This is a genomic window from Streptomyces sp. NPDC002276 (assembly GCF_053891435.1).
Genome location: NZ_JBSFCQ010000010.1, coordinates 149,300 through 174,651, shown reverse-complemented (window position 1 = coordinate 174,651; position 25,352 = coordinate 149,300). Strand labels below are relative to the sequence as shown.

Annotated in this window: 23 protein-coding genes; 10 read left to right on the top strand and 13 right to left on the bottom strand. The window is 70.0% G+C overall.

Annotated elements, in window-relative coordinates:
• Nucleotides 1–100: 100 nt before the first annotated feature.
• A complete protein-coding gene (locus ACWIHT_RS25595) occupies nt 101–1,027 on the bottom strand; it encodes a metallophosphoesterase (protein WP_456170572.1) in 927 nt (308 codons plus the stop codon).
• Nucleotides 1,028–1,130: 103 nt separating this feature from the next.
• Between ACWIHT_RS25595 and ACWIHT_RS25590 the strand changes: the two genes are divergently transcribed.
• Nucleotides 1,131–1,598, top strand: a complete 468-nt coding sequence (locus tag ACWIHT_RS25590; RefSeq protein WP_456170570.1) for a GatB/YqeY domain-containing protein — start codon at nt 1,131–1,133, stop codon at nt 1,596–1,598.
• Between the two features lie 119 nt (nt 1,599–1,717).
• Here the strand turns inward: ACWIHT_RS25590 and ACWIHT_RS25585 are convergent, their stop codons facing one another.
• Complete coding sequence (locus ACWIHT_RS25585) at nt 1,718–3,982, bottom strand: transglycosylase domain-containing protein (RefSeq protein ID WP_456170568.1); 2,265 nt, start codon at nt 3,980–3,982, stop codon at nt 1,718–1,720.
• Between the two features lie 584 nt (nt 3,983–4,566).
• On the opposite strand from ACWIHT_RS25585, the gene wblA reads away from it, so the two are divergent.
• Nucleotides 4,567–4,905: a transcriptional regulator WblA gene (gene wblA, locus ACWIHT_RS25580; protein WP_019063745.1), complete on the top strand. Its 339-nt coding sequence runs from the start codon at nt 4,567–4,569 to the stop codon at nt 4,903–4,905.
• A 72-nt stretch (nt 4,906–4,977) separates the two neighbouring features.
• On the opposite strand, the gene ACWIHT_RS25575 is transcribed toward wblA, so the two are convergent.
• Nucleotides 4,978–6,396, bottom strand: a complete 1,419-nt coding sequence (locus ACWIHT_RS25575; protein WP_456170566.1) for an ArsA family ATPase — start codon at nt 6,394–6,396, stop codon at nt 4,978–4,980.
• Entirely contained in the window at nt 6,393–7,370 is a 978-nt protein-coding gene (locus tag ACWIHT_RS25570; protein WP_456170564.1) for an ArsA-related P-loop ATPase, read from the bottom strand. Before ACWIHT_RS25570 ends, ACWIHT_RS25575 begins: the two co-directional genes overlap by 4 nt.
• A gap of 95 nt (nt 7,371–7,465) precedes the next feature.
• Between ACWIHT_RS25570 and ACWIHT_RS25565 the strand changes: the two genes are divergently transcribed.
• The 4 genes from ACWIHT_RS25565 to ACWIHT_RS25550 all read left to right on the top strand — a co-directional run bounded on the left by ACWIHT_RS25565 (nt 7,466) and on the right by ACWIHT_RS25550 (nt 10,005).
• A complete protein-coding gene (locus tag ACWIHT_RS25565) occupies nt 7,466–7,624 on the top strand; it encodes a DUF4177 domain-containing protein (RefSeq protein ID WP_019063748.1) in 159 nt (52 codons plus the stop codon).
• Nucleotides 7,621–8,088: a RidA family protein gene (locus ACWIHT_RS25560; RefSeq protein WP_456170562.1), complete on the top strand. Its 468-nt coding sequence runs from the start codon at nt 7,621–7,623 to the stop codon at nt 8,086–8,088. The genes ACWIHT_RS25565 and ACWIHT_RS25560 overlap by 4 nt, the downstream gene beginning before the upstream one ends.
• A gap of 196 nt (nt 8,089–8,284) precedes the next feature.
• Nucleotides 8,285–9,178 carry an NUDIX hydrolase gene (locus ACWIHT_RS25555; RefSeq protein ID WP_456170560.1) on the top strand — a complete coding sequence of 298 codons (894 nt, stop codon included), beginning with the start codon at nt 8,285–8,287 and terminating at the stop codon, nt 9,176–9,178.
• On the top strand, nt 9,175–10,005 hold the full coding sequence (locus ACWIHT_RS25550) for an MBL fold metallo-hydrolase (RefSeq protein WP_456170559.1): 831 nt from the start codon (nt 9,175–9,177) through the stop codon (nt 10,003–10,005). The genes ACWIHT_RS25555 and ACWIHT_RS25550 overlap by 4 nt, the downstream gene beginning before the upstream one ends.
• Here ACWIHT_RS25550 and ACWIHT_RS25545 read toward each other — a convergent pair.
• From ACWIHT_RS25545 to ACWIHT_RS25535, 3 genes are all read right to left on the bottom strand, one after another.
• A complete protein-coding gene (locus ACWIHT_RS25545; RefSeq protein WP_456170557.1) occupies nt 10,002–10,832 on the bottom strand; it encodes a nucleotidyltransferase domain-containing protein in 831 nt (276 codons plus the stop codon). The two genes, ACWIHT_RS25550 and ACWIHT_RS25545, sit on opposite strands and share 4 nt — an antisense overlap.
• 59 nt (nt 10,833–10,891) lie before the next feature.
• On the bottom strand, nt 10,892–11,917 hold the full coding sequence (locus ACWIHT_RS25540; RefSeq protein WP_456170555.1) for an outer membrane protein assembly factor BamB family protein: 1,026 nt from the start codon (nt 11,915–11,917) through the stop codon (nt 10,892–10,894).
• Nucleotides 11,918–12,048: 131 nt separating this feature from the next.
• On the bottom strand, nt 12,049–12,723 hold the full coding sequence (locus tag ACWIHT_RS25535) for a Crp/Fnr family transcriptional regulator (RefSeq protein ID WP_019063754.1): 675 nt from the start codon (nt 12,721–12,723) through the stop codon (nt 12,049–12,051).
• A gap of 252 nt (nt 12,724–12,975) precedes the next feature.
• On the opposite strand from ACWIHT_RS25535, the gene nth reads away from it, so the two are divergent.
• The 3 genes from nth (at nt 12,976) to ACWIHT_RS25520 (ending at nt 15,856) form a co-directional block, all read left to right on the top strand.
• Entirely contained in the window at nt 12,976–13,842 is an 867-nt protein-coding gene (nth, locus tag ACWIHT_RS25530; protein WP_456170553.1) for an endonuclease III, read from the top strand.
• Between the two features lie 111 nt (nt 13,843–13,953).
• A complete protein-coding gene (locus ACWIHT_RS25525; RefSeq protein WP_200714399.1) occupies nt 13,954–14,643 on the top strand; it encodes an NUDIX hydrolase in 690 nt (229 codons plus the stop codon).
• A gap of 13 nt (nt 14,644–14,656) precedes the next feature.
• Nucleotides 14,657–15,856 carry a MarP family serine protease gene (locus ACWIHT_RS25520; RefSeq protein WP_456170551.1) on the top strand — a complete coding sequence of 400 codons (1,200 nt, stop codon included), beginning with the start codon at nt 14,657–14,659 and terminating at the stop codon, nt 15,854–15,856.
• Nucleotides 15,857–15,871: 15 nt separating this feature from the next.
• Here ACWIHT_RS25520 and ACWIHT_RS25515 read toward each other — a convergent pair whose 3' ends face one another.
• The 6 genes from ACWIHT_RS25515 to ACWIHT_RS25490 form a co-directional block, all read right to left on the bottom strand.
• Entirely contained in the window at nt 15,872–16,051 is a 180-nt protein-coding gene (locus ACWIHT_RS25515; protein ID WP_078532502.1) for a hypothetical protein, read from the bottom strand.
• Between the two features lie 138 nt (nt 16,052–16,189).
• Entirely contained in the window at nt 16,190–17,140 is a 951-nt protein-coding gene (locus ACWIHT_RS25510) for an alpha/beta fold hydrolase (RefSeq protein WP_456170549.1), read from the bottom strand.
• A complete protein-coding gene (locus tag ACWIHT_RS25505) occupies nt 17,137–17,622 on the bottom strand; it encodes a phage holin family protein (protein ID WP_456170547.1) in 486 nt (161 codons plus the stop codon). Before ACWIHT_RS25505 ends, ACWIHT_RS25510 begins: the two co-directional genes overlap by 4 nt.
• 59 nt (nt 17,623–17,681) lie before the next feature.
• Nucleotides 17,682–19,121 carry a Na+/H+ antiporter NhaA gene (gene nhaA / locus ACWIHT_RS25500; protein WP_456170545.1) on the bottom strand — a complete coding sequence of 480 codons (1,440 nt, stop codon included), beginning with the start codon at nt 19,119–19,121 and terminating at the stop codon, nt 17,682–17,684.
• A 150-nt stretch (nt 19,122–19,271) separates the two neighbouring features.
• The gene (gene acs, locus ACWIHT_RS25495; protein ID WP_456170544.1) at nt 19,272–21,233 is read right to left on the bottom strand and encodes an acetate--CoA ligase; all 1,962 of its coding nucleotides are present in this window, start codon (nt 21,231–21,233) and stop codon (nt 19,272–19,274) included.
• Between the two features lie 179 nt (nt 21,234–21,412).
• The gene (locus tag ACWIHT_RS25490; protein ID WP_456170543.1) at nt 21,413–23,731 is read right to left on the bottom strand and encodes a SulP family inorganic anion transporter; all 2,319 of its coding nucleotides are present in this window, start codon (nt 23,729–23,731) and stop codon (nt 21,413–21,415) included.
• A 335-nt stretch (nt 23,732–24,066) separates the two neighbouring features.
• Here ACWIHT_RS25490 and ACWIHT_RS25485 point away from each other — a divergent pair, with 335 nt between their 5' ends.
• Nucleotides 24,067–25,338: a hypothetical protein gene (locus ACWIHT_RS25485; protein ID WP_456170542.1), complete on the top strand. Its 1,272-nt coding sequence runs from the start codon at nt 24,067–24,069 to the stop codon at nt 25,336–25,338.
• The last annotated feature ends 14 nt before the right edge of the window (nt 25,339–25,352 follow it).

Sequence of the window (25,352 nt, the reverse complement as noted above, 5' to 3'; positions counted from 1 at the left end):
GCCCGCCCGAGCCGCACGGCCCGAGACCTGCACGGCGACCCGCCCCGAAACCTGCACCGCCCGCGAGCCCCCCACGGCGCAACGGCAGCGTATCCCCCGCCTACTCCCGCCCCACCAACGTCATCAACGTAGCCTCCGGCGGACAAGCGAACCGCACCGGCGTGTACCGGCTCGTCCCGCACCCCGCCGACACGTGCAGGTACGACGTCCGGCCCTCGGCCGTATGCGTGGAGAGGCCCTTCACGCGGTCCGTGTCGAGGTCGCAGTTGGTCACCAGGGCGCCGTAGAACGGGATGCAGAGCTGGCCGCCGTGGGTGTGGCCGCCGAGGATCAGGGGGTAGCCGTCCGCGGCGAACGCGTCCAGGGCGCGGAGGTACGGCGCGTGCACGACCGCCATCGAGAAGTCGGCGTCGTCCGACGGACCGCCCGCCACGCGCGCGTACCGGTCGCGCTTGATGTGGGGGTCGTCGAGGCCGGTGAGTTCCACCGACGCGCCCTCGATCTTCAGTGTGCCGCGCGTGTTGGTGAGGTTGAGCCAGCCCCCCGCGTCGAAGCCGTCCCGCAGGTCCTCCCACGGGTTGTGGACGGCTCCCACGATGGGCGGGTTGCCGTTCAGACCGTGGCGGCCCGCGGTCTTCTCGAACAGGTAGCGGGCGGGGTTGCGGAGTGTGGGGCCGTAGTAGTCGTTCGAGCCGAAGACGTACGCGCCGGGGAACTCCATCAGCGGGCCGAGCGAGTCCAGGACCTCGGGGACGGCCTCGGGGTCGGAGAGGTTGTCGCCGGTGTTGATCACGAAGTCGGGGCGCAGGCCCGCGAGCGAGCGCAGCCAGCGCTGTTTCTTGCGCTGGCCGCCGACCATGTGGATGTCGGAGACCTGGAGGACTCTGAGCGGGCGCATCCCGGCGGGCAGCACCGGGACCGTCACCCGGCGCAGGCGGAAGGAGCGGACCTCGAAGCCCGCCGCGTAGACCAGACCGGCGGCGCCTGCCGCCGCAATTCCCAGGGGTACTCCGTATCGCGCGCGCATGCCTCCATCGTGTCAGACCCCACTGACACGCCTGACACCCCGTCGGTCGCCGCCTCGTAAATCGGCGGGCGGCCGGGCTCACGCACCTGCGAGAATCAAACCCATGACCACCACGCTCAAGGCGAAGCTGCAGGAAGACCTCAACACCGCGATCAAGGCGCAGGACAAGCTGCGTTCCTCCACGCTCCGGCTGACGCTCACCGCGATCACCAAGGAGGAGGTCGCGGGCACGGAGAAGCGCGAACTCTCCGACGACGAGATCCTCAAGGTGATCGCCAAGGAGGCGAAGAAGCGCCGTGAGGCCGCGGACGCCTTCGCGCAGGGTGGTCGTCCCGAGCAGGCCGCGCAGGAGAAGGCGGAGGGCGAGGTCCTCGCCGAGTACCTGCCCAAGCAGCTCGGTGACGAGGAGCTGGCCGCGATCGTCTCCCAGGCCGTCGAGGAGGCGAAGGCGGCCGGTGCCGAGGGCCCGCGCGCCATGGGTGCGGTCATGAAGATCGTGAACCCGAAGGTGGCCGGCCTGGCCGAGGGCGGTCGCGTCGCCGCGGCGGTGAAGAAGCTGCTCGCCGGCTGACCCACGAACAGGTTTCTACGACGACGGGGGCGCCCCCCTTGTGGAAGGGGGGCGCCCCCGTCGTCGTAGCCGAAAAGAGCGAAAGGCGAGGTGGTGAACGGTGGTTCGCCGGGCCGGAGTCAGCCTCGGTTGCCGCCGTTCCCGTTGCCGTTGTTTCCGCCGTTCGTCGTGCCCTGGATGAAGCCGTCCGGGAAGGAGAACGTCGGGGTGGGGGTGGTGCCTCCGTCGGTGGTGCCGCCGTTGTCGTTGCCGCCGTTGTCGGTCCCCGTGGTGTCGCCGTTCTTGCCGCCGTCGTTGTTGCCCTTGTCCTTGACGGGGTCGGGGATGTTGACGAGCTGGAAGGACTCGGCCTGCTTGCCCTCCAGGGCGCCGGTCATGGCGTCCTTCCAGATCGGGCCGGGGGTGTCGGCGCCGTAGACCTCGGCGTGGTAGACGCCGCCGATGCGGATGTCGGTCATCTCGACGTTCTGCTTGGGGCTGCCGACCCAGACCGCGCCGGCCAGGTTCGGGGTGTAGCCGACGAACCAGGCGTTCTTGCGGGCGTCCGTCGTACCGGTCTTACCGGCGCTCTCGCGGTCGGTGAGGCCGGCCTCCTGGCCGGTGCCGGAGTCGACCACGCCGCGCAGCACGGTGTTGATGGTGTCGGCGGTCTTCTTGCTCATCGCCCGCGAGCAGGTGGACTTGGGGACGGCGAGCGACTTCTGCTGGTTGCCCACCTTCTGGGTGATGGACTCGATGGCGATCGGGGTGCAGTACGTGCCCTCGTTGGCGAAGGTCGCGTACGCGGAGGCCATCGTCAGCGGGGAGAGGCCCTTGGAGCCGAGCGCGATGGCCGGGACCTCGGGGATCTTGTCGCCGTTGCCCTGCACGACGCCCAGCTTGTTCGTCATGCTGACGACGGGGCAGAGGCCGATGTCGGAGATCATCTGCACGAAGTAGGTGTTGACCGACTTGGCCATCGCCTCCTTCAGCGCGTACGGACCGTGTTCCGACTCGCTCTCGTTCTCCACGGTGGCGCCGCCGGTGTTGACCCAGTTCTTGCCGCTGCACGTCGAGACGGGGCTCGGGTAGTTCATCGAGTACGGCGACGGGTACTGCTGGGTGGCCGGCAGGCCCTGCTCCAGCGCGGCGGCGGCGACGAACGGCTTGAACGTCGAACCGGTCGGGAAGCCGAAGTTCGAGCCGCCCATGTCGGCGTTGACCGAGAAGTTGTACTCCGTCTCGTTCTTGCCGTAGCCGTACGGCTTCGACTGGCCCATCCCGAGGATCTTGCCGGTGCCGGGCTCGACCAGGGTGGCCGCCGCGGCGACCGAGTCCGACTTGTAGATGTGGTCCTTGAGCGAGGCCTGCACCGAGGCCTGGGCCTGCGGGTCCAGGGTCGTACGGATCGTCAGACCGCCCTGGTTCCAGATCTTGGCGCGGTCCTCCTTGGTCTTGCCGAAGACCGGGTCGCTCAGGAAGACCCGCTCGACGTACTTGCAGAAGAAGCTGGCGCCCTTGACCGCGGTGATGCAGCCGTTCTTCGGCTGGCTGACCTTCAGTCCGAGGTCGGTCTGCTCGGCCTGCTGGGCCTCCGCCTTGGAGATGTCGCCGACCTCGGCCATGCGGGCCAGCACGGTGTTGCGGCGCTTCTTGGCCTCGGCCTCGTCGTTGATCGGGTCGTAGCGCGTGGGCGACTGGACGATGCCCGCCAGCAGCGCCGACTGCTGGAGGTTCAGGTCCTTGGCGTGCTTGGAGAAGTAGCGCTCGGAGGCGGCCTCGACGCCGTAGGCCTGCTCTCCGAAGAAGGTGATGTTCAGGTAGTTCTCAAGGATCTTCTTCTTGCCGAGCTTTTCCTCGATCTGGATGGCGTACTTCAGCTCGCGGACCTTGCGGCCCAGCGTCTGCTGGGTGGCCTCGGCGACCTTCGTCGGGTCGTCGCCGGCCTCCTCCACGAAGTAGTTCTTCACCAGCTGCTGCGTGAGCGTGGAGGCGCCCTGGGAGACGCCACCGCTCTGCGCGTTCTTGTTCAGGGCGCGCAGGACGCCCTTGAGGTCGATCGCGCCGTGCTGGTAGAAGCGCGAGTCCTCGATGGCGACGATCGCCTTCTGCATGTACGGCGAGATGTCCTTGAGCTCCACCACCGTGCGGTCACGGGAGTAGACCGAGGCGAGCTGGTTGCCCTTGCTGTCCAGGATGGTGGTGCGCTGGCTCAGCTGAGGGCTCTTCAGGTTGTCCGGGATGTCGTCGAACCCCTGGACCGAGCCCTTGGCCGCGAGCCCCAGCGCTCCGGCCGCGGGCAACGCGATTCCGGCCATGACGGCACCGGCGAGCACACTGACACCGAGGAACTTGGTGGCCTGCTGCAGAGGGGACAGACCACCACCCGAGCGCTTTTTTGGCATGGGGGCAGCCTAATCCCTCACCCGGGGCGTCCCCGGGGAGCGGGTGGGTCTCGGGATGTTCGGGTGCGGGATCGTGACATCCATGGGCAAGTGCCTTGTCGTAGGCAGTGGCATCGACGGTTGTACGACCGCGTGGTGAACGGCGGGCCCGTCCGGGGAACATGACGGCGCGGCAATAGGAGCCGTCTAGGTTCTCATTCGCCGGACAGGTGTATAGGCCTTGGCCTAAGCTGTTCTCAACTGTCACAGCAGAGCGGTCACGTATCAATACGTCCGGCGACCCCGAATCGTTCCGGTCGGTCCCTGTTTTTTTGCGGGAGGCGTGTCCGAATCCGCCTCCTGTGTCACCTGGCGTCCGTTGTGACGCAAGACAACTGTCCTGGTCTGCCGGGAAAGTCACGTATGTCGCGGGCTCACTCCCCCGGGTGATCTGCCGCTTACGCATAGTCCGTTCGGGCCATTCAAGATTGGGCCCGAAGGGGGTGTTGCGCTGTGCCCACCTTCCGTAACGTCCTCAACTGGCGGCGGTGAATATGCCGCTGCCGCCGTGGGGGAGCCTCGATTCGGGAGAGGACGGCGCCGGTATGGGCTGGGTAACCGACTGGAGTGCGCAGGCGGCCTGCCGCACTACCGATCCGGATGAACTGTTCGTTCAAGGAGCAGCGCAGAACAGGGCGAAGGCAGTGTGCACCGGATGTCCGGTACGCACGGAGTGCCTCGCCGATGCGCTCGACAACCGCGTCGAATTCGGCGTGTGGGGAGGCATGACGGAGCGGGAGCGCCGCGCACTGCTGCGCAGGCGGCCCACTGTCACTTCATGGCGCCGGCTACTGGAGACCGCGCGCATCGAGTACGAGCGAGGGGTCGGCATCATCCCCCTCGACGACGACGAGATCTACGAGAACTACGCGGCGGTGGGCTGACGCCCGTCCCCGTAGGGGCCGATCGACCCCGGGCGATCCCCGGGGCCGCGCGTCGGACCTTCGTCGTGGGCGTCAGACCGTCGTCTCGGGCAGCTCCGGCCGACCGGCCGCGAGCCGGTTCCCGATGTCCCGCAGCCCCGCGAGGTCGTGCACGTCGCCGGGCAGCGCGGCCACTTCGGCGACGGCCACCTCGGGGTGGCGCGCGGTGAAGCGGTCGCGTGTGCGCTGCTCGCGGGAGAGCAGCCGCATCCGGTCGGCATGCAGTCTCAGCAGGCCTGCGGTGAGTCGGTCGACGGATGGCTCGTCGTCGGGTCGCTTGTCGGCGGGGCGCTCGTCGTCCGTGGTGGCGGGGGAGCCTTCGTCACGAGCCGCTGCCCGGGAACCGGGAGATCTGGTACCGGAAGATCTGGGACTGGAAGATTCTGAACTGCCGTACGTGTCGGGAGAGTTACGAAGTCCAGCTTTCCCGCCCACCTGATCGACAATGCGGGACTCCTCAAGATTTTCCGCGGCGGCGAGTGCCCGCTCGGCCGACAGCCGGGCGGCTCCGCTGCCGTGCACCCGGTTGAGCACCAGACCGGCCAGCGGCATGTCCTCAGCCGCCAGCCGCTCCACGAAGTACGCGGCTTCCCGCAGCGCGTCCCGCTCCGGGGCCGCGACCACCAGGAACGCCGTCCCGGGAGCCTGTAGCAGCTTGTACGTCGCGTCCGCGCGGGTGCGGAAACCGCCGAAGGTGGTGTCCATCGCGGAGATGAACGTCTGGATGTCCTTGAGGAGTTGACCCCCGAGCAGCTTGCCCAGGGTGCCGGTCATCATCGACATGCCGACATTGAGGAACTTCATCCCGGCCCGGCCGCCCAGCTTCGCCGGCGCGGTCAACAGCCGGATCAACTTGCCGTCCAGGAACGAGCCGAGACGTTTCGGCGCGTCCAGGAAGTCCAGGGCCGAGCGGGACGGCGGGGTGTCCACCACGATCAGGTCCCAGTCGTGCTGGGCCCGCAACTGGCCCAGCTTCTCCATCGCCATGTACTCCTGCGTGCCCGCGAAGCCCGCCGAGAGCGACTGGTAGAAGGGGTTGTTCAGGATCGCGGCGGCCCGCTCGCGGTCCGCGTGCGCCTCGACGATCTCGTCGAAGGTGCGCTTCATGTCGAGCATCATGGCGTGCAGTTCGCCGTCCCCGTCGACGTCCTTCACCCGCCTCGGGGTGTTGTCCAACGAGTCGATGCCCATGGACTGGGCGAGCCTGCGGGCCGGGTCGATGGTCAGGACGACGACCCGGCGCCCCCGCTCGGCCGCCCGCAGCCCGAGCGCCGCCGCGGTGGTCGTCTTGCCGACCCCGCCCGAGCCGCAGCACACCACGATGCGGGTCTCCGGGTCGTCGAGCAGCGGGTCGACGTCGAGCACGCGCGCGGGGGAGATGTGGTGGGGGCGGGTGCCCTGTGAGCGGGAGTCGTCGGCGGTGTCCTGTGCGCGGGCCGGTTCCGGGCTCATGACATCCCCTGCTTCCGCAGCTCGGTGGCGAGTTCGTACAGGCCCGCCAGATCCATGCCCTCGGCGAGCAACGGCAGTTCGTGCAACGGCAGGTCCAGCGCGCCCAGCACGGCCCGCTGATCGTGCTCCAGGGCGTACCGCGCGGCGTACTCCTCCGCCTGCGCGAGCAGCGGGTCCACCAGCTTCTCGGCATTGCCGCCGCGCCGCGCCCCGCCGAGCCCGGCGGCCGACAGCGACTGCGCGACGGCGGTGCGCGGCACGGCCCGTACGAGATCCAGGTCGGCCGTGTCCAGCACCTCGGGCCGCACCATGTTGACGATGATCCGGCCCACCGGCAGCCGAGCCGCCCGGAGTTCGGCGATGCCGTCGGCAGTCTCCTGGACGGGCATCTCCTCCAGGAGCGTCACCAGGTGGACCTCCGTCTCGGGGGACTTCAGGACCCGCATCACCGCCTGCGCCTGATTGTGTATCGGGCCGATCTTCGCGAGCCCGGCGACCTCGTCGTTGACGTTCAGGAAGCGGGTGATGCGGCCGGTCGGCGGGGCGTCCATCACGACGTAGTCGTAGGCGAACCGCCCGCTCTTGTCCTTGCGCCGTACCGCCTCGCACGCCTTGCCGGTCAGGAGTACGTCCCTGAGGCCGGGCGCGACCGTGGTGGCGAAGTCGATCGCGCCGAGTTTCTTCAGGGCGCGGCCCGCGCCGCCCAGTTTGTAGAACATCTGGAGGTAGTCCAGAAGGGCCAGTTCGGGGTCGATGGCCAGCGCGTACACCTCCCCGCCCCCAGGAGCGACGGCGATCTTCCGCTCCTCATAGGGCAGCGTCTCCGTCTCGAAGAGCTGCGCGATGCCCTGGCGACCCTCGACCTCGACGAGAAGCGTCCGCTTCCCCTCGGTGGCCAGGGCCAGCGCGAGGGCCGCGGCCACCGTGGTCTTGCCGGTACCGCCCTTGCCACTGACGACCTGGAGCCTGCTCACGTCTTCGAGCCTAACCAGTCCGCGCCCGAACCAAGCCAGAGGCTGTGGACAACGCGACCGCGGACGGCCGGTTCGCAGCCGCTAAAGTCGGCCGCATGACCAAGTGGGAATACTCGACCGTACCGCTGCTCGTCCACGCCACGAAGCAGATTCTGGACACCTGGGGCGAGGACGGCTGGGAGCTCGTCCAGGTCGTGCCCGGGCCGAACAACCCCGAGCAGCTGGTGGCCTACCTCAAGCGGGAGAAGGCATGAGCGCCGTCGAGGCCCGGCTGGCCGAACTCGGCCTGACCCTGCCGGCGGTCGTCCCGCCGCTCGCCGCGTACCAGCCCGCCGTGCAGAGCGGTGTCTACGTGTACACCTCCGGCCAACTGCCCATGGTGGACGGCAAGCTCCCGGTCACCGGCAAGGTGGGCGCCGAGGTCACCGCGGAGGAGGCCAAGGAACTGGCCCGCACCTGCGCGCTGAACGCCCTCGCTGCCGTGAAGTCCGTCACCGGTGACCTCGATCGCGTCGCGCGCGTGGTGAAGGTCGTCGGCTTCGTCGCCTCGGCCCCCGACTTCACCGGCCAGCCCGGTGTCGTCAACGGCGCCAGCGAACTCCTCGGTGAGGTCCTCGGCGACAAGGGCGTGCACGCGCGCAGCGCGGTCGGCGTGGCGGTGCTGCCGCTGGACTCGCCGGTCGAGGTCGAGATCCAGGTGGAGCTGACGCAGGCGTAACCACGGTGTTCGCCGTCCCGGGTGCGTGATCGGGCGTAATGGCTGTCCCGGAGTGCGTGATCGGGCGTTGTCGCCGTCCCGGGTGCGTGGTCAGGTGTTGTCGCAGTCCTGGGGTGTGTGATCGGCCGTTGTCGCTGCCCCGGGGTGCGCGTTGTTGCCTCTCGAACATCCGCGCGCTACGGGATAGCCTCCGCCCATGGCGAACGGTCAGTGGTACCCGGCGGAGTGGCCCGAGCGCATCCGCGCGCTCGCCGACGGCGCGCTCACTCCGGTCGTGCCCAGACGGGCGGCCACCGTGCTGCTCCTGAAGGACACGGACACCGGTCCCGCCGTCCACATGCTGCGCAGACGCGCCTCTATGGCCTTCGCCGGGGGCGCGTACGCGTATCCGGGCGGTGGTGTGGACCCGCGCGACGACGACCGTCACGTCCGCTGGGCGGGCCCCACGCGCGCGTGGTGGGCGAACCGGCTCGGCGTCGACGAGACGGCCGCCCAGGCGATCGTCTGCGCGGCCGTCCGGGAGACGTACGAGGAGGCCGGCGTCCTGCTCGCCGGACCCACCCCCGACTCCGTGGTCGGCGACACCACGGGCGAGGCCTGGGAGGCGGACCGCGCCGCCCTGGTCGCCCGGGACCTGTCCTTCGCCGAGTTCCTCGACCGGCGGGGCCTGGTGCTGCGCTCCGACCTGCTGGGTGCCTGGGCCCGCTGGATCACCCCGGAGTTCGAGACCCGCCGCTATGACACCTGGTTCTTCGTGGCCGTCCTCCCGGAGGGGCAGCGCACCCGCAACGCCTCCACGGAGGCCGACCACACGGTGTGGATCGCCCCCGGCGAGGCGGCCGCCGGGTACGACAAGGGCGACCTCACGATGATGCCGCCGACCATCGCGACCCTGCGCGGACTCATCCCGTACGGCAGCGCGGCCGAGGCCCTGTCGTCGGCCGCGGAGCGCGATCTGACGCCCGTCCTCGCACAGGCCCGCCTGGCGGACGGCGAGATCGTCCTCTCCTGGCCGGGCCACGAGGAGTTCACCAAGCACATCGCCACCGACCTCCCGACCGACCTCCCGACCGGTGGAGCCCCCGCATGACCGACGCAGCCGCGCTTCCCGGCCAGCCACGGGGCGGGGTCCTCACCGGCCCCGCCACCGCGCGTGCCGTGAACGTCCTCGCGCCCAACGCGTCCGCGATGACCCTGGACGGGACCAACACCTGGATCGTCTCGGAGCCCGACTCCGAGCTGGCCGTGGTGATCGACCCGGGGCCCCTGGACGAGGGGCATCTGCGCAACGTCGTCGACACCGCCGAGAAGGCGGGCAAGCGGATCGCCCTCACCCTGCTCACGCACGGACACCCCGACCACGCGGAAGGCGCCGTCCGCTTCTCCGGACTGACGGACACCAAGGTCCGCGCGCTCGACCCGGCGCTGCGCCTCGGGGACGAGGGTCTCGCCGCCGGGAACGTCATCCGGGTCGGCGGCCTGGAACTCGTCGTCGTGTCGACGCCCGGGCACACCGGGGACTCCCTGTGCTTCCATCTCCCGGCCGATCAGGCCGTCCTGACGGGAGACACCGTCCTGGGGCGCGGTACGACCGTGGTGGCGCATCCTGACGGCCGCCTGGGCGACTATCTGGACTCGCTGCGGCGGCTGCGGTCGCTCACGGTCGACGACGGCGTCCACACGGTCCTGCCGGGCCACGGACCGGTCCTGGAGGACGCCCAGGGCGCCGTCGAGTTCTATCTCGCCCACCGCGCCCACCGGCTCGCCCAGATCGAGACGGCCGTGGAGAACGGCCACCGGAGCCCGGCCGAGGTCGTCGCCCACGTGTACGCGGACGTCGACCGCTCACTGTGGCCGGCGGCGGAACTGTCGGTGCGCGCCCAGCTGGAGTACCTGAGGGAACACGGTCTGATCTAGGCCTTGTCGTCCGGGCGCGGTGCCTTGATGCCGTGCACGCGCGCGTACTCCTCGGCCAGCCACGGGCCGAGATCGTCGACGTACGACCGCAGCACGCGCGCGTCGCCGGTCGGTTCGCAACCCAGTGCCGCTGCCTCGCGCAGTTCCTCCGCCCGCCCGGGGTAGTACGCGCCGAACGCCTCGGCCATCTCCCCGAGGTCGCTGGTCCAGCCGTTCCAGCGAGGCATGACCAGAGTGAAGCCGGTACGGACCAGATGCCGGGACATGAAGCGGACGAGGAGCCTGCGGGCCTCGTCGGTGTCCTCGGAGGCGGCGATCCGCTCACGCCAGCGGAGTAGCAGCAGCGCCAGGTCGCCGTTGGTCTCCCGGGCGAGGAGCGAGTCCGGGCGGTAGCGGGGCAGGTACTCGGCGAGGTCCTCCCCGAGCAGCGGTGTGCACAGGCACGCGACGAACCACCCCAGGTCGTACGTCTCCGGCTCGCTCAGCAGCCGTGTGCGGCCGTACAGGAGGATGCCGACGCCGTCGATCTCCGGGAACTCCTTGTCGAGCGCCTCGCCCAGGGTGCGGGCCGCGTCCCGGTCCTCCTCGGTCGGCTCCCGCCGGGTCGCCACGAGCAGGTCCAGATCGCTGCGCCCCACGCGCGCGGTGCCGCGCGGGATCGACCCGTAGAGGTAAGCGCTGTCGAGGCGTCCCCCGTAGACGTCGAGCAGCCGGTCCCGCGCGGCGGCGACGACCGGTCGGAAGACGTGCGGGACACGCCCCAAGGAGCCCTCGCGCTCGATGTATCCCTGAGCGTCCAGCCCTCTGTGGTCAACGGTTGCGGCCATGGGATCACTGTGCCGGGAGATGGGCTCCGGGGGAGCGTTTTCGCCTGCCGCCAACAAGGTCATCGCCAGCGGAACACACGGAGCCGACGGGTTTCCCCGCTGTACCCGCACGCCACCGCGATCATGTCACCGGTCGCGGCGAGCAGCGGATCGAAAGCGTCTCCGGGCAGCCTGCGGCGGGCCACGACCCGGCCGTCGGCGGGATCGAGCACGCTCAGCCGGCCGCCGTATCGGTGCAGGACCAGGAGCCAGCCGCGGTGGGCGAGGGGAACCAGGTAGCTGCCCTTGCTCTGCCACTCCCACAGAAGCTCGCCCGAGGACATGGAGAACGCCCCGAGCCAGGCGCCCGCGTCCTCATGGGCGGGCACCAGCTCCACCGCGAGGACGTCACCGGTCACGGCGACCCTCTTGCCGAACCGGTCCTGTCCGGCCGGCAGCGCGAGCGTCACGGGCTCCTTCCGGTAGTCGTCCAGCAGGAGCAGCTGGGGCCCGCCGCGCGCGCCGCGGGCCCGCACACGCGCCACGAAGGGCCGTGCGCCGACGACGGACGGCTCCGAGAAGCGCCTGTCCCCGAGGGTCAGTTCGCGCCGGATTCCGCCCGTGTCCACGTCGAGGGTGCGCAGCGTCAGTTCGTGGCCCTTCCAGGAGGCGACGGCCGCCGCGACGAGGCCTCCGCCGACGGCGGTCTCGGACGGGTGGAATCCGAGCGGCTCCGCGTCCTGCTCCCGGTGCCGCAGGACCTCGCCCGTGTCGACGGCCAGTGAGGTGATGCCGACGCGCTCCCCGCCCAGGATTCCGTCGTCGTGGTGCAGCACCGTCCCCACGCCGTCCTCGGCGGCCGCCGACGCCCGTCCGACGATCTGCCCGCCGGGTGGCCGCCAGGTCCACAGCGGCTCGCCCGTGGTCGCCCTGTAGGCCTGTACGCGGTCCGCATGGACGACGGCGACGGTGTCGTCCGTCAGCCACAGGCCCAACGGCTTGCCGGCCGCGTCGACCTTCTCGGTCGGCGTCCGCCACAGCCGGCGCGCCGATCTGCGCCACCAGGAGTGCTCCCAGACCGACTCCGGCGCCTTGTCCTCGTTCATCCCCACCCCTTGGGTCCCCACCCGGCGATACACGAAAGGCCCCGCCGCGACAGGGCCCTACACGCGAAGGACCCCGCCGTAGCAGGGCCCTTCAGTAAGAAGACGTGCGTCAAGAAGACGTGCGATTCGATCTAGCGCGAGCGCTTCGCCAGCCGTTCGACGTCCAGCAGGATCACCGCGCGGGCCTCCAGGCGGAGCCAGCCGCGGCCCGCGAAGTCGGCGAGGGCCTTGTTGACCGTCTCGCGGGACGCGCCGACCAGCTGGGCCAGCTCCTCCTGCGTGAGGTCGTGCACCACGTGGATGCCCTCCTCGGACTGCACGCCGAAGCGGCGGGAGAGGTCCAGCAGGGCGCGGGCCACGCGGCCGGGGACGTCCGAAAAGACGAGGTCGGACATCGCGTCGTTGGTCTTGCGCAGCCGGCGGGCGACCGCGCGCAGCAGCGCGGAGGCCACCTCGGGGCGGGCGCTCAGCCAGGGCTGGAGGTCGCCGTGGCCGAGGCCGAGCAGCTTGACCTCGGTGAGCGCGCTGGCGGTGGCCGTGCGCGGGCCCGGGTCGAACAGCGACAGCTCGCCGATCAGCTCGCCGGGGCCGAGGACGGCCAGCATGTTCTCGCGGCCGTCGGGGGAGGTGCGGTGGAGCTTCACCTTGCCCTCGGTGACCACGTAGAGCCGGTCGCCCGGGTCGCCCTCGTGAAAGAGCGAGTCCCCGCGCGCGAGGGTCACCTCACTCATGGAGGCGCGCAGCTCCGCGGCCTGATCGTCATCGAGCGCCGCGAAGAGCGGGGCGCGCCGCAGAACGTCGTCCACGAGTTCTCTCCTTGTCGACCTGCTCAGGGGATGGTGCTCCCCCTTGGTACCAGGGGACCGTGCTCCCCATTTTGCCGGACCGTCCAAACAGTGTGATCTGTCACAAGGATGCCGCACAGGTGTCCCGAGGTAAGCGGCAGGGGTCCAATTGGGGGCTGATCTTCGGGGTCCGGGGCGGATGTCAGTGGCGGGCTCTAGGCTGGCCGGGTGTCCAAATCGCCGGTGAGAGCACAGGCCAAGGGGGCTGGGCGGATGGCTGTACCTCGTGATTCCGCCGTGGGCGAACAGCGCCCTGACGGCGGCAAGAAAGCGGCAAAGGGGGCAAAAGACGTGGTTGCTGTGAAGGGCGAGTCGCACACCGCCCTGGTCCGCCGTGCCCGCCGGATCAACCGCGAGCTGGCCGAGATCTATCCGTACGCCCACCCGGAGCTCGACTTCGAGAACCCCTTCCAGCTCGTGGTGGCCACGGTCCTGTCCGCCCAGACCACCGACCTCAGGGTCAACCAGACGACCCCGGCCCTGTTCGCCAAGTACCCGACCCCGGAGGACCTGGCCGTCGCCGCCCCGGAGCAGGTCGAGGAGATCCTCCGGCCGACCGGGTTCTTCCGGGCCAAGACGAAGTCGGTGATAGGGCTCTCCAAGGCCCTCGTCGAGGACTTCGGCGGTGAGGTCCCGGGGCGGCTCGAAGACCTCGTCAAGCTGCCCGGTGTCGGCCGCAAGACCGCCTTCGTGGTGCTGGGCAACGCCTTCGGACGCCCCGGCATCACCGTGGACACGCACTTCCAGCGGCTCGTACGGCGCTGGAAGTGGACCGAGGCGACCGAGCCCGACAAGATCGAGGCCGCCGTGGGAGCGCTCTTCCCGAAGAGCGACTGGACGATGCTCTCGCACCACGTGATCTTCCACGGCCGCCGCATCTGCCACGCCCGCAAGCCCGCCTGCGGCGCCTGCCCCATCGCGCCGCTGTGCCCGGCGTACGGCGAGGGCGAGACCGACCCGGAGAAGGCGAAGAAGCTGCTCAAGTACGAGAAGGGCGGCTATCCGGGCCAGCGCCTCAACCCTCCGCAGGCCTATCTGGACGCGGGCGGCAAACCGGCGCCGCCGCTGGGATCGGCATGACGGCGGCCGTGGCGGTGGCCATGACAGCGGCCATGGCGCCCGCATCGGGGGCCGGATGACGGAACGATCTCGGAGGTACCGGGCGTTGATCGGTGTGAACGGGGGTGGGGGATGACGCGCGCGAGCAATGCCCAGGGTGTGGGGCTCAGCAAGGAGGGCCTGCCGGGCTGGCTGGACCCGGTGGTGCACGCGGTGGAGACGGTCGAGCCGCTCCAGCTGAGCCGGTTCCTGCCACCGGAGGACGGCGCGGGCCGGCAGTCCGCGGTGCTGATCCTCTTCGGGGAGGGCGACCGGGGGCCCGAGCTGCTGCTCATGGAGCGGTCGAGTTCGCTGCGCTCCCACGCGGGGCAGCCGTCCTTCCCGGGCGGTGCCCTCGACCCCGAGGACGGCGACCCGACGGGCGACGGCCCGCTGCGGGCCGCTCTCCGCGAGGCCGAGGAGGAGACCGGGCTCGACCCCGCCGGAGTGCAGCTCTTCGGGGTGCTGCCCAAGCTGTACATCCCGGTGAGCGGCTTCGTCGTGTCGCCGGTGCTGGGCTGGTGGCGGGAGCCGACACCGGTCGGGGTGGTCGATCCGAACGAGACGGCCCGGGTGTTCACGGTCCCCGTGGCGGATCTCACGGATCCGGCCAACAGGGTCACGGTGTCGCACCCCAGCGGCTTCCTGGGTCCGGCATTTCTGGTCGAATCGGCACTTGTCTGGGGTTTCACGGCCGGAGTCATCGACCGCCTGCTGCACTACTCGGGCTGGGAGCGCCCCTGGGACCGCGAGAAGCAGGTCCCCCTCGACTGGCGGTCATGACAAGGTGTCCGTCGTGAATGTGCTGGACATCCTGTTGCTGGTCGCCGCCGTGTGGTTCGCGATCGTGGGCTATCGCCAGGGGTTCGTCGTCGGCATCCTGTCGGTGATCGGCTTCCTGGGCGGTGGTCTCGTCGCTGTCTACACGCTGCCCGTCGTCTGGGACGCGCTGACCGACAACGCGGAGGTCTCCACCACCGCGGCCGTCGTCGCGGTCGTCGTCGTCATCGTCTGCGCCTCCGTCGGCCAGGCCCTGACCACGCACCTCGGCAACAAGCTGCGCCGGTACATCACCTGGTCCCCGGCCCGCGCCCTGGACGCGACCGGCGGCGCCCTGGTCAACGTTCTCGCGATGCTCCTGGTGGCCTGGCTGATCGGCTCGGCGCTGGCCGGCACCACCCTGCCGACGCTCGGCAAGGAGGTCCGCAGCTCCAAGGTGCTGCTGGGGGTGTCCCGGGCGCTGCCCGCGCAGGCCGACACCTGGTTCGCGGACTTCTCCTCGGTCCTCGCGCAGAACGGCTTCCCGCAGGTCTTCAGCCCGTTCGCGAACGAGCCGATCAACGACGTCCAGCCGCCCGACCCGGCCCTCGCCTCCAGCGCGGTCGCCACCCGCGCCCAGCAGTCCATCGTCAAGGTCATGGGCACCGCCCAGAGCTGCGGCAAGGTCCTGGAGGGCAGCGGCTTCGTCTTCGGCGACCGCCGTGTCATGACCAACGCGCACGTCGTGGGCGGGGTCGACGAACCCACGGTCCAGATAGGCGGCGTGGGCCGCAAGTACGACGCCAAGGTCGTCCTCTACGACTGGCACCGCGACATCGCCGTACTCGACGTACCGGACCTGAAGGCGCGCTCCCTACAGTTCGCCACCAAGGACGCGGACAGCGGCAACAGCGCGATCGTCGCCGGCTTCCCGGAGAACGGGTCGTACGACGTCCGGGCGGCACGCGTGCGTGGCCGCATCACGGCCAACGGCCCGGACATCTACCACCGCGGCACGGTCCGCCGCGATGTGTACTCGCTCTACGCGACCGTCCGCCAGGGCAACTCCGGCGGCCCGCTGCTCACGCCCGAGGGCAAGGTGTACGGCGTGGTCTTCGCGAAGTCCCTGGACGACCCCGACACCGGGTACGCGCTCACCGCCGACGAGATCCAGGAGGACATCGTCAAGGGGCGCAGTGCCAACGAGCAGGTGGACAGCGACAGTTGCGCGCTCTGACGCGGTATGAAGTGGCTAACCCCGTGGATGACGCAGCCGTACCGAGACCCAGCGGGCCCGGCGGCGCAGAATGCGCGGGATCCCCACCCTGAGGTCTGTGCCCTGGAGTTGCGGGGCGCCTCGCTGGTGGGAGCCCGGACCGTGGTCCGAGCGGCGATTGCGTGCTGCGTCACTGTAGTCGTGCGTCCAGCCCATACCCCGACGTCTGCCCCTGCCCCAAGGTCGATAACCGCCCCTTGGGGGCCCAATTGACGTATGCGCGGGGCAAGTAGCCGTTCGTAGTACAGGTGTTCATATCCGGATACCGGGCGCGGCGGAACGGTCACTCATCGGTCACCGATCGGGTTCGGGATCCTTGAGCCAGTTGACCAGTTCGGTCGAGAAGGCCACCGGATCCTCCTCGTGCGGGAAGTGCCCGAGACCGTCGAACAGCCGCCAGCGGTACGGCGCTTCGACGTACTCCCCGGATCCCGCCGCGCTGCGGGTGCGCAGCACCGGGTCCAGCGAGCCGTGCAGATGCAGCGTCGGCACCCGCACCGGCCGCTTCATGCGCCGGTTGAACTGGATGCCGTCCGGGCGTGCCATCGACCGCACCATCCAGCGGTACGGCTCGATCGAGCAGTGCGCGGTCGACGGGATCAGCATCGCCCGCCGGTACGCCTCGATCGCGTCGTCGTCCGGCAGTTGCGCGCCGGACCAGTCCCGGATCAGCTTGCCCACCAACTCGGCGTCCTCGGCGATCAGTTGCCGCTCGGGCAGCCAGGGTCGCTGGAACCCCCAGATGTAGGAACTCGCCGCGGACTGCCTGACGTCGGACAGCATCGCGTTGCGCCAGCGCCGGGGGTGCGGCATCGAGGAGACCGCGAGCCGGCGCACCAGCTTGGGGCGCATCGCGGCGGCCGTCCAGGCCAGATAGCCGCCGAGGTCGTGGCCTACGAGCGCGGCGTCGGGCTCGCCGAGGGAGCGGATCACGCCGGTGATGTCGAGGGCGAGGTTGGCCGGGTCGTAGCCGCGCGGGGTGCGGTCGCTGCCGCCGACGCCCCGCAGGTCCATGGCGACGGCCCGGAACCCGGCGTCGGCCAGCGCGCCCAGCTGGTGCCGCCAGGTCCACCAGAACTGGGGGAAGCCGTGCAGCAGCAGCACCAGCGGCCCGTCGCCCACCTCCGCGATGTGGAAGCGCGCGCCGTTGGCCGCGACATCCCGGTGGGTCACCTCGCGCCCGCCGGGAATGTCGAGTCGTACGACCGAAGCAGGTTGTGCCCAGGGATGGGCGGGGTCCGTCATGAGGACGAGCGTGCCACAGCCTCGATGGCTTCGGGGACACGGTCCTCGATCGCCGCGCGCGGATGCGGCTTGGCGTTGCCCAGGACTCCGGCGGTCTCCTTGACCGAAGCGGCCACCTTCTGCGGGCCCTTGCTCTTGGCGGCCTTCTTGAAGAAGAGCACGCCGACCAGGCCGAGGACGACGGCGACGAGCACGTTCGCCGCGAAGGAGAGCAGGAAGCAGAGCGCCATGTTCCAGCCGCTCCAGGTGCGGATGCCGTACGCCAGCGCGAAGTTGAGCATCGGCAGGGAGAACAGCAGTACGACCGCGGCCACCGTGAACGCGCCACTGCCCACCGCCCCGCGCTTGATGTCCTGCTTGAGCTGCGCCTTGGCCAGCGCGATCTCGTCGTGCACCAGCGCGGACATCTCGGTCGTCGCCGAGGCGAACAGCTGGCCGATGCTGCGTTCGGCGCCGACCGGGCTGCCGTCGGGTGCGCTCATCGCGTACTCCCTCTTCCGCATGTGTGTGTTCCGGCATGTGTTTGTACCGTCTCGTCAGATCATGCCGGACCGTTCTTGTCCGCGCCCGCCCCGCCCGTCACTTCGGCGGGCCCGCGCCGCTGTTCGGCGGCCTTCTCCGCGGCGATCCCGCGGTGCTCGGCGGCCTTGCGGTCGTGGAGTGCGGCCATGCGCAGGTGGTACGCCGGGTCGTCCTGCTCGTAGATGTCGGGGATGCCGTCGAGATCCTCGTCGCGCTCCTCGTCCTCGTACATCCCGCGGTACCGGGCGTTGCGCAGCTTGAGCAACACGGTCGCGCACAGGGTCGCGATCAGCGAGCCCACGAGGACGGCCGCCTTGACCTCGTCGGTGAGCACCGGGTCGCCGTCGAACGCGAGTTCCCCGATGAGCAGCGACACGGTGAAGCCGATGCCGGCCAGCGAGGCGACCGCGAACACGTCCGCCCAGGCGAGGTCGTCGCTGAGCGAGGCCCGGGTGAAACGGGCCGTCAGCCAGGTCCCGCCGAAGATCCCGACCGCCTTGCCGACGACCAACCCGAGGACCACACCGAGGGTCTCGGGCTTGGTGAATACGTCCCCGAGCGCGCCGTCCGAGATCGCGACCCCGGCGCTGAACAGCGCGAACAGGGGGACGGCCAGGCCCGCCGACAGGGGCCGTACGAGATGTTCGACGTGCTCGCCGGGGGAGTGGTCCTCGGCCTCGCGGGTGGTGCAGCGGAGCATCAGGCCCATTGCGACACCGGCGATCGTGGCGTGGACGCCGCTGTTGTACATCAGCGTCCAGATGACCAGCGCGAGCGGGACGTACACGTACCAACCGCGCACGCCCCGGCGCAGCAGCAGCCAGAAGACCGCCAGGCCGATGGCCGCCCCGGCGAGTGCCACGAAGTCGATGCGGTCGGTGAAGAAGATCGCGATGATCAGGATCGCGAAGAGGTCGTCGACCACGGCGAGGGTGAGCAGGAAGGCGCGCAGGGCGCTCGGCAGGGAGGTGCCGATCACCGCGAGGACGGCGAGCGCGAAGGCGATGTCGGTGGCGGTGGGGACCGCCCAGCCGTCCAGGGAGCCGCCGCCGGTGAGGTTGGTGAGTGTGTAGACAAGTGCGGGTACGGCCATCCCGCACAGGGCCGCTACGACGGGCAGGGCGGCGGCTTTCGGGTCGCGCAGGTCGCCGGCGACGAGTTCGCGCTTGAGTTCGATGCCGGCGACGAAGAAGAAGACGGCGAGGAGACCGTCGGCGGCCCAGTGGGCGATCGAGAGGTGCAGGCCGAGGGCGGCGGGGCCCAGGTGGAAGTGGCTGACGCTCTCGTAACTGTCGTGCAGGGCCGGGACGTTCGCCCAGATCAGCGCGGCGACCGCGGCGATCAGGAGAAGGACACCGCCGACGGTCTCGGTGCGCAGCGCCTCCGCGACGAAGTTCCGCTCGGGCAGGGACAACCGTCCGAGCACCTTGCGGGCGGGAGTGGGGCGGGGCGCGGTCACGGGGAGACCTCCGGTCGGTGGGCAGGACGGAACTACTCGCCGACCAGACTTCCCGGCACACCATGAGGGTCACGTTTTGCTTAGTTTACCTAAAAGGGGTGCCCGGCGCGCGCTGCGCCGGGCACCCCTCATCGCTGGACCGTGTACTGCTCAGTCCTCGCTGGGCGCCGCCGGGAGCTTCTCCTGGATGAGGGACATGACCGTCGAGTCGGTCAGAGTCGTGACGTCCCCCAGCTCACGGTTCTCCGCCACGTCGCGCAGCAGGCGGCGCATGATCTTGCCGGAGCGGGTCTTCGGCAGCTCTGCCACCGGGAGGACCCGCTTGGGCTTGGCGATCGGGCCGAGGACCGTGCCGACGTGGTTGCGCAGGTCGTTGACCAGGTTCTCGTCCTCCGCGTTCGCCGTGCCGCGCAGGATGACGAACGCGACGATCGCCTGACCGGTCGTCTCGTCGGCCGCGCCGACCACGGCCGCCTCGGCCACGGACGGGTGGGAGACGAGCGCCGACTCGACCTCGGTGGTGGAGATGTTGTGCCCGGACACGAGCATCACGTCGTCCACCCGGCCGAGCAGCCAGATGTCGCCGTCGTCGTCCCTCTTCGCGCCGTCACCGGCGAAGTACTTGCCCTCGAAGCGCGACCAGTACGTGTCCAGGAACCGCTGGTCGTCGCCCCAGATCGTGCGCAGCATCGACGGCCACGGCTCGGTGAGGACCAGGTAACCGCCGCCGCCGTTCGGCACCTCGTTCGCCTCGTCGTCGACGACCGTCGCGGAGATGCCGGGCAGCGGTGTCTGCGCGGAACCGGGCTTGGTGTGCGTCACGCCCGGCAGTGGCGAGATCATCATCGCGCCGGTCTCGGTCTGCCACCAGGTGTCCACGATCGGCGTCCTGTCCGCGCCGATGTGCTTGCGGTACCAGATCCACGCCTCGGGGTTGATCGGCTCGCCGACCGAGCCCAGGATGCGCAGCGAGGACAGGTCGAACTTCGCGGGGATGTCGTCGCCCCACTTCATGAACGTACGGATCGCGGTCGGCGCCGTGTACAGGATCGTCACCCCGTACTTCTGGACGATCTCCCAGAAGCGGCCCTGGTGCGGGGTGTCCGGGGTGCCCTCGTACATGACCTGGGTCGCGCAGTTGGCGAGCGGGCCGTAGACGATGTACGAGTGCCCGGTGACCCAGCCGACGTCGGCCGTGCACCAGTAGACGTCGGTCTCCGGCTTGAGGTCGAAGACCGCGTGGTGGGTGTACGCGGCCTGGGTGAGATAGCCGCCGGAGGTGTGCAGGATGCCCTTGGGCTTACCCGTCGTACCGGACGTGTAGAGGATGAACAGCGGCTGCTCCGCCTCGAACGCCTCCGGGGTGTGCTCCGTCGACTGCCGGTCGACGACCTCGTGCCACCACACGTCCCGCTCGTCGTTCCACGCCACGTCCTGGCCCGTACGCCGGACCACGAGCACGTGCTCGACGCCGCTGTCCGGGCGGTCGACCGCGTCGTCCACGGCCGGCTTGAGCGCGGACGGCTTGCCGCGCCGCCAGCCGCCGTCCGAGGTGATGACTACCTTGGCGTCCGCGTCCTGGATGCGGGTCGCGAGCGCGTCCGCCGAGAAGCCGCCGAACACCACCGAGTGCGCGGCGCCGATGCGCGCGCAGGCCAGCATCGCGACCGCGGTCTCCGGGATCATCGGCATGTAGACGGCGACCCGGTCGCCCTTCTGGACTCCCAGTTCCAGCAGGGCGTTCGCGGCCTTGGAGACCTCGTCCTTCAGCTCGGCGTAGGTGATCGCGCGGCTGTCGCCGGGCTCGCCCTCGAAGTGGATGGCGACCCGGTCGCCGTTGCCCGCCTCGACATGTCGGTCCACGCAGTTGTACGCGACGTTGAGCGAGCCGTCCTTGAACCACTTGGCGAACGGCGGGTTCGACCAGTCCAGCGTCTCGCTCGGCTCCTTCGCCCAGCTCAGGCGTCGGGCCTGCGCGGCCCAGAAGCCGAGCCGGTCAGCCTTGGCCTGCTCATACGCCTCCGCCGTGACATTGGCGTGCGCCGCCAGGTCCGCGGGGGGTGCGAACCTGCGCTCTTCCTTGAGCAGGTTGGCCAGGCTTTCGTTGCTCACGGCATCTGCCTTTCCCAGGGTGTCCGTTGTGTCCCGGGCCAGCTCATCAGACCCGGGGGTCCGATGACAAGGGTCGTCGAAATATTGGTTTAGACCTGTCGCCGGACCTGTCATCGGACCCGTGGCCGGATCTGTGCGGCGGGGGTCTTTCGTACCCACGGACGCCGGGTGGACGAGGTTCAGGCCGACACGTCCACCACCCCCACCCGATCGAACAACTCGTCCTCCTCGCTCAGCAGATACGCCTGCGCCTCACCCACGTGGAAGTACATCCCGTGGAGCTCCAACTCCCCGTCCCGCAGGGCCCGCGCCACCGACTCGTGCCCCCGCAGATGCTCCAACTGCTGCACCACATTGGTCAGACACAGCTGTTCCACGGCGTCGGCGGGCGCCCTGGTGGCGAGCCGCGCCCAGGGCCGGTTGTCGTCGGCCATCCGCTCCAGGCTCGGCCGCCCGTGCCGCAGCCACCGCTGGAGGGGTGAACGGGCCTCCCCCGGCTGGGAGTTGAGCAGCGCCTGCATGGCCCCGCACCCGGAGTGCCCGCACACCGTGATCGATCTCACGCGCAGCACGTCCACCGCGTACTCGATCGCCGCCGCCACCGAGTCGTCGCCGCTCTCCTCGCCGGGCCGCGGCACGAGGTTGCCCACGTTCCGCACGACGAACAGGTCGCCGGGACCACTGGAGGTGATCATCGACGTGACCAGCCGTGAGTCGGCGCAGGTCAGGAAGAGCTGCGAAGGCTGCTGCCCCTCCCTGGCCAGCCGGGCCAGCTCGTCCCGCACGAGGGGTGCGGTGTTGCGCTGGAACGCGCTGATGCCACGGGCGAGTTGATGCCCGGAGGCGGGACCGCCGCTGCGGGGCGTGGACTGCGGGCGCTCGCACCGGTGCTCGCGCCACGGCGTCCAGGGGTGACAGCGGCAGGCTTCCGCACCCGTGGCACCGGCACTGACTCCCGTACGGCGGCCCGTCAGTTCGGCGGTGCCTCCCCGCGCGGTGTGCGCGTTCTGCCAGTCCTGAAGTGACTCGTACGCCGCGTGGTCCATGAACGAACCGTCCAACTCCACGACGACGTGGGCGCCTTGGGGTACGAGATGCAGGGTGCGGCTGAGCCGCGGCACCGCGAGGAACGTCAACTGCCCTCGGACGTGTACGTGATGGACTCCTTCCTTCTCGTCGTGCGTGATGCGGGTGTGGGTGAGGCGGTGCAGGGCGACGGCCACCGCCACGGCGACCCCGAGGAGCACGCCCTCCAGGACACCGAAGACGACCACGCCGAGGGTGGTGACGGCGTAGACCAGCACTTCGCGGTGGCGGGTCACCGTGCGGATGTGGTGCAGGGACACCATCTGGATACCGACGGCCATCACGAGTGCGGCGAGCGAAGCGAGCGGAATCAGCTCCAGCACCGGGACCATCAGCAGCGCGGCGATCACTACGAGAACGCCGTGCAGCATCGTGGAGTTCCGGCTCACGGCACCTGCTTGCACATTCGCCGAACTCCGTACGGCCACCCCCGCGACCGGCAGTCCGCCGAGCACGCCGGAGACGATGTTGGCGGCGCCCTGGCCGAGCAGTTCGCGGTTGAGGTCGGAGCGGCCGACGCGGGCGGAGAGCCCGGGCCGCCCGGCGACCAGCTTGTCCACGGCGACCGCGCCGAGCAGCGACTGCACACTGCACACCAGCGTGGTGGTGAGGACGGCGGCGGCGATGCCGAGCACCGGGCCCTCGGGCAGTCCGGCCAGCGCGTGGCTGCTCCAGGACGGCAGGTCGACCTTGGCCAGACCGAGCCCGGTGAGGGAGGCGGTGAGCGTGGCCCCGGCGACGGCGACGAGCGCGGCCGGGATCTTCCGCATCAGATGCCCGAGCCGGCCGGGGACGCGCGGCCACAGCAGCAGAAGGGCCAGCGTCAGCGCGCTCATCGCCACGTCGGCGGGGTGCAGGTCCGCCAACTGGGCGGGCAGCGCGCGGAGGTTGGCGAGGACCGAGCTCTGCGGGGTGCCGCCGAGGACGATGTGCAGCTGGGCGACGGCGATGGTGACACCGATGCCGGCGAGCATGCCGTGCACGATCGCGGGGCTGACGGCGAGCGCGGTGCGGGCCACGCGCACGCAGCCCAGGGCGAGTTGGGTCAGGCCCGCGAGGACGGTGATCGCGCAGGTCGTGCGCCAGCCGTAACGGTGGATCAGGTCGGCGGTGACCACGGTGAGTCCGGCGGCCGGGCCGCTGACCTGGAGGGGGCAGCCGCCGAGCAGCCCGGCGACGAGTCCGCCCGCGGCGGCGGCGACCAGGCCGGCCTGGAGGGGCGCGCCGGTGGCCAGCGCGATGCCGAGGGACAGGGGCAGGGCGATCAGGAAGACCGCGATGGACGCCGACACATCGGCGCCCGCGATCCGGAAGCGGCGGTGCGGGGGCGGTGGCGGGCTGTGGGGCGGGTGGACGCGCTTCGTCCGATCGGCGTTCGAGTCGGTGGCGCGGGTGGGTACGCAGGCTGACATGTCTTCCCGTCTCCTCCGGGGCAGCGCGGTCGCGGAACTGGTGGTCCCCGTCGATGGCGGGGGTCGGTCGCGGCCGTGGGTCACGGCGTGCAGCGGCGGGATATCTCAACGCTCGGTAAATGGATCGTAATGCAGAGTAAAGGTCAAGCATAGACTTTCCGTGCAAATGGGTTAATAAGTCACCTCGCAGAGTGAAGTGAGAATTTCATCGGCTTGTCGTACTAATCCCACCTTCGGCCCCGTGCGACCTTGGCGGCGCTGCCGAGAATCCCGGCACATCGCCAGAAAACGCCCTGATCGGCGTCGGTCCGAACGAAGGAAGAAGGTGGGCGGACATGGCCGCCACCCAGAGGATCACCGCGGGCGCCGTGATCGCCGCGGCCTGTGCCGCGTCGCTCGCCGGTTGCGCGATCGGTGACAACGGTTCCCCGCGCGGAGCGCACGGTCCGCACAAGGCGGCGCCCGCCCCGGCACCCAAGAGCGGAGTCCGCCTGATCGGGGACGGCTCCACGTCGTACACCGGGGCGCAGCCGCATCTGCCCAGACCCGAGCGGCTCAAGCCCGGTCAGAAGCCCCCGCAGTTCGTGGTGTTCTCCTTCGACGGCGCGGGCGAGGACAGCCAGAAGCTGTTCTCCCACTTCCGCAAGGTCTCCAAGGCCAACCACGCGAACATGACGTACTTCCTCAGCGGCGTGTACATGCTGCCGGAGGACAAGCGCGACCTCTACAAGCCCCCGGAGCACTCACCGGGCAGCTCGGACATTGGCTTCAACGACGAGCAGGGCATCTCCGACACCGTGAAGCAGCTGCGCCTGGCGTGGCTGGAGGGCAACGAGATCGGCACCCACTTCAACGGTCACTTCTGCGGCAAGAACGGCGGGGTCGGCGAGTGGTCGGTCGCCGAGTGGAAGAGCGAGATCGCCCAGGCGAAGCAGTTCGTGAAGACCTGGAAGACCAACTCCGGGATGAAGAAGGCGTCTTCACTGCCCTTCGACTACGACAAGGAGCTCGTCGGCGCCCGCACGCCCTGTCTGGAGGGCCAGGCCAACTTCATGAAGGCGGCGAGCCAGTTGCGCTTCCGCTACGACACCAGCGGGGTCAACGACCAGATCTGGCCCAAGAAGAAGGAGGGGCTGTGGGACCTGTCCATGCAGCTCGTCCCCTTCCCCGGCCACACCTACGAGCAACTGACCATGGACTACAACTTCATGGTCAACCAGTCCGGCACGCAGACCCAGGGCGACCCCGACAAGTACGAGCAGTGGGGCGACGAGATGCGTGACGGCCTGCTCAAGGGCTTCGACCGGGCCTACGACGGCAATCGCGCGCCCCTGGTCATCGGCAATCACTTCGAGTCCTGGAACGGGGGCACCTACATGCGTGCCCTCGACGAGGTCATCGAGAAGGTTTGCAACAAGCCCGAGACGCGCTGTGTCTCCTTCCGGCAACTGGCCGACTGGCTGGACGCCCAGGACCCGGGGACCCTGGCGAAGCTGCGCACCCTCAACGTCGGCGAGACACCGAAGCCGGGCTGGGCGTCCTTCCTGACCGGCCGCCCCGCCCCGGCCCCGAAGGGTGTGCCCGGGGCGCCGGCGGTCAAGCAGTAGCGGGTCGGGAGAGG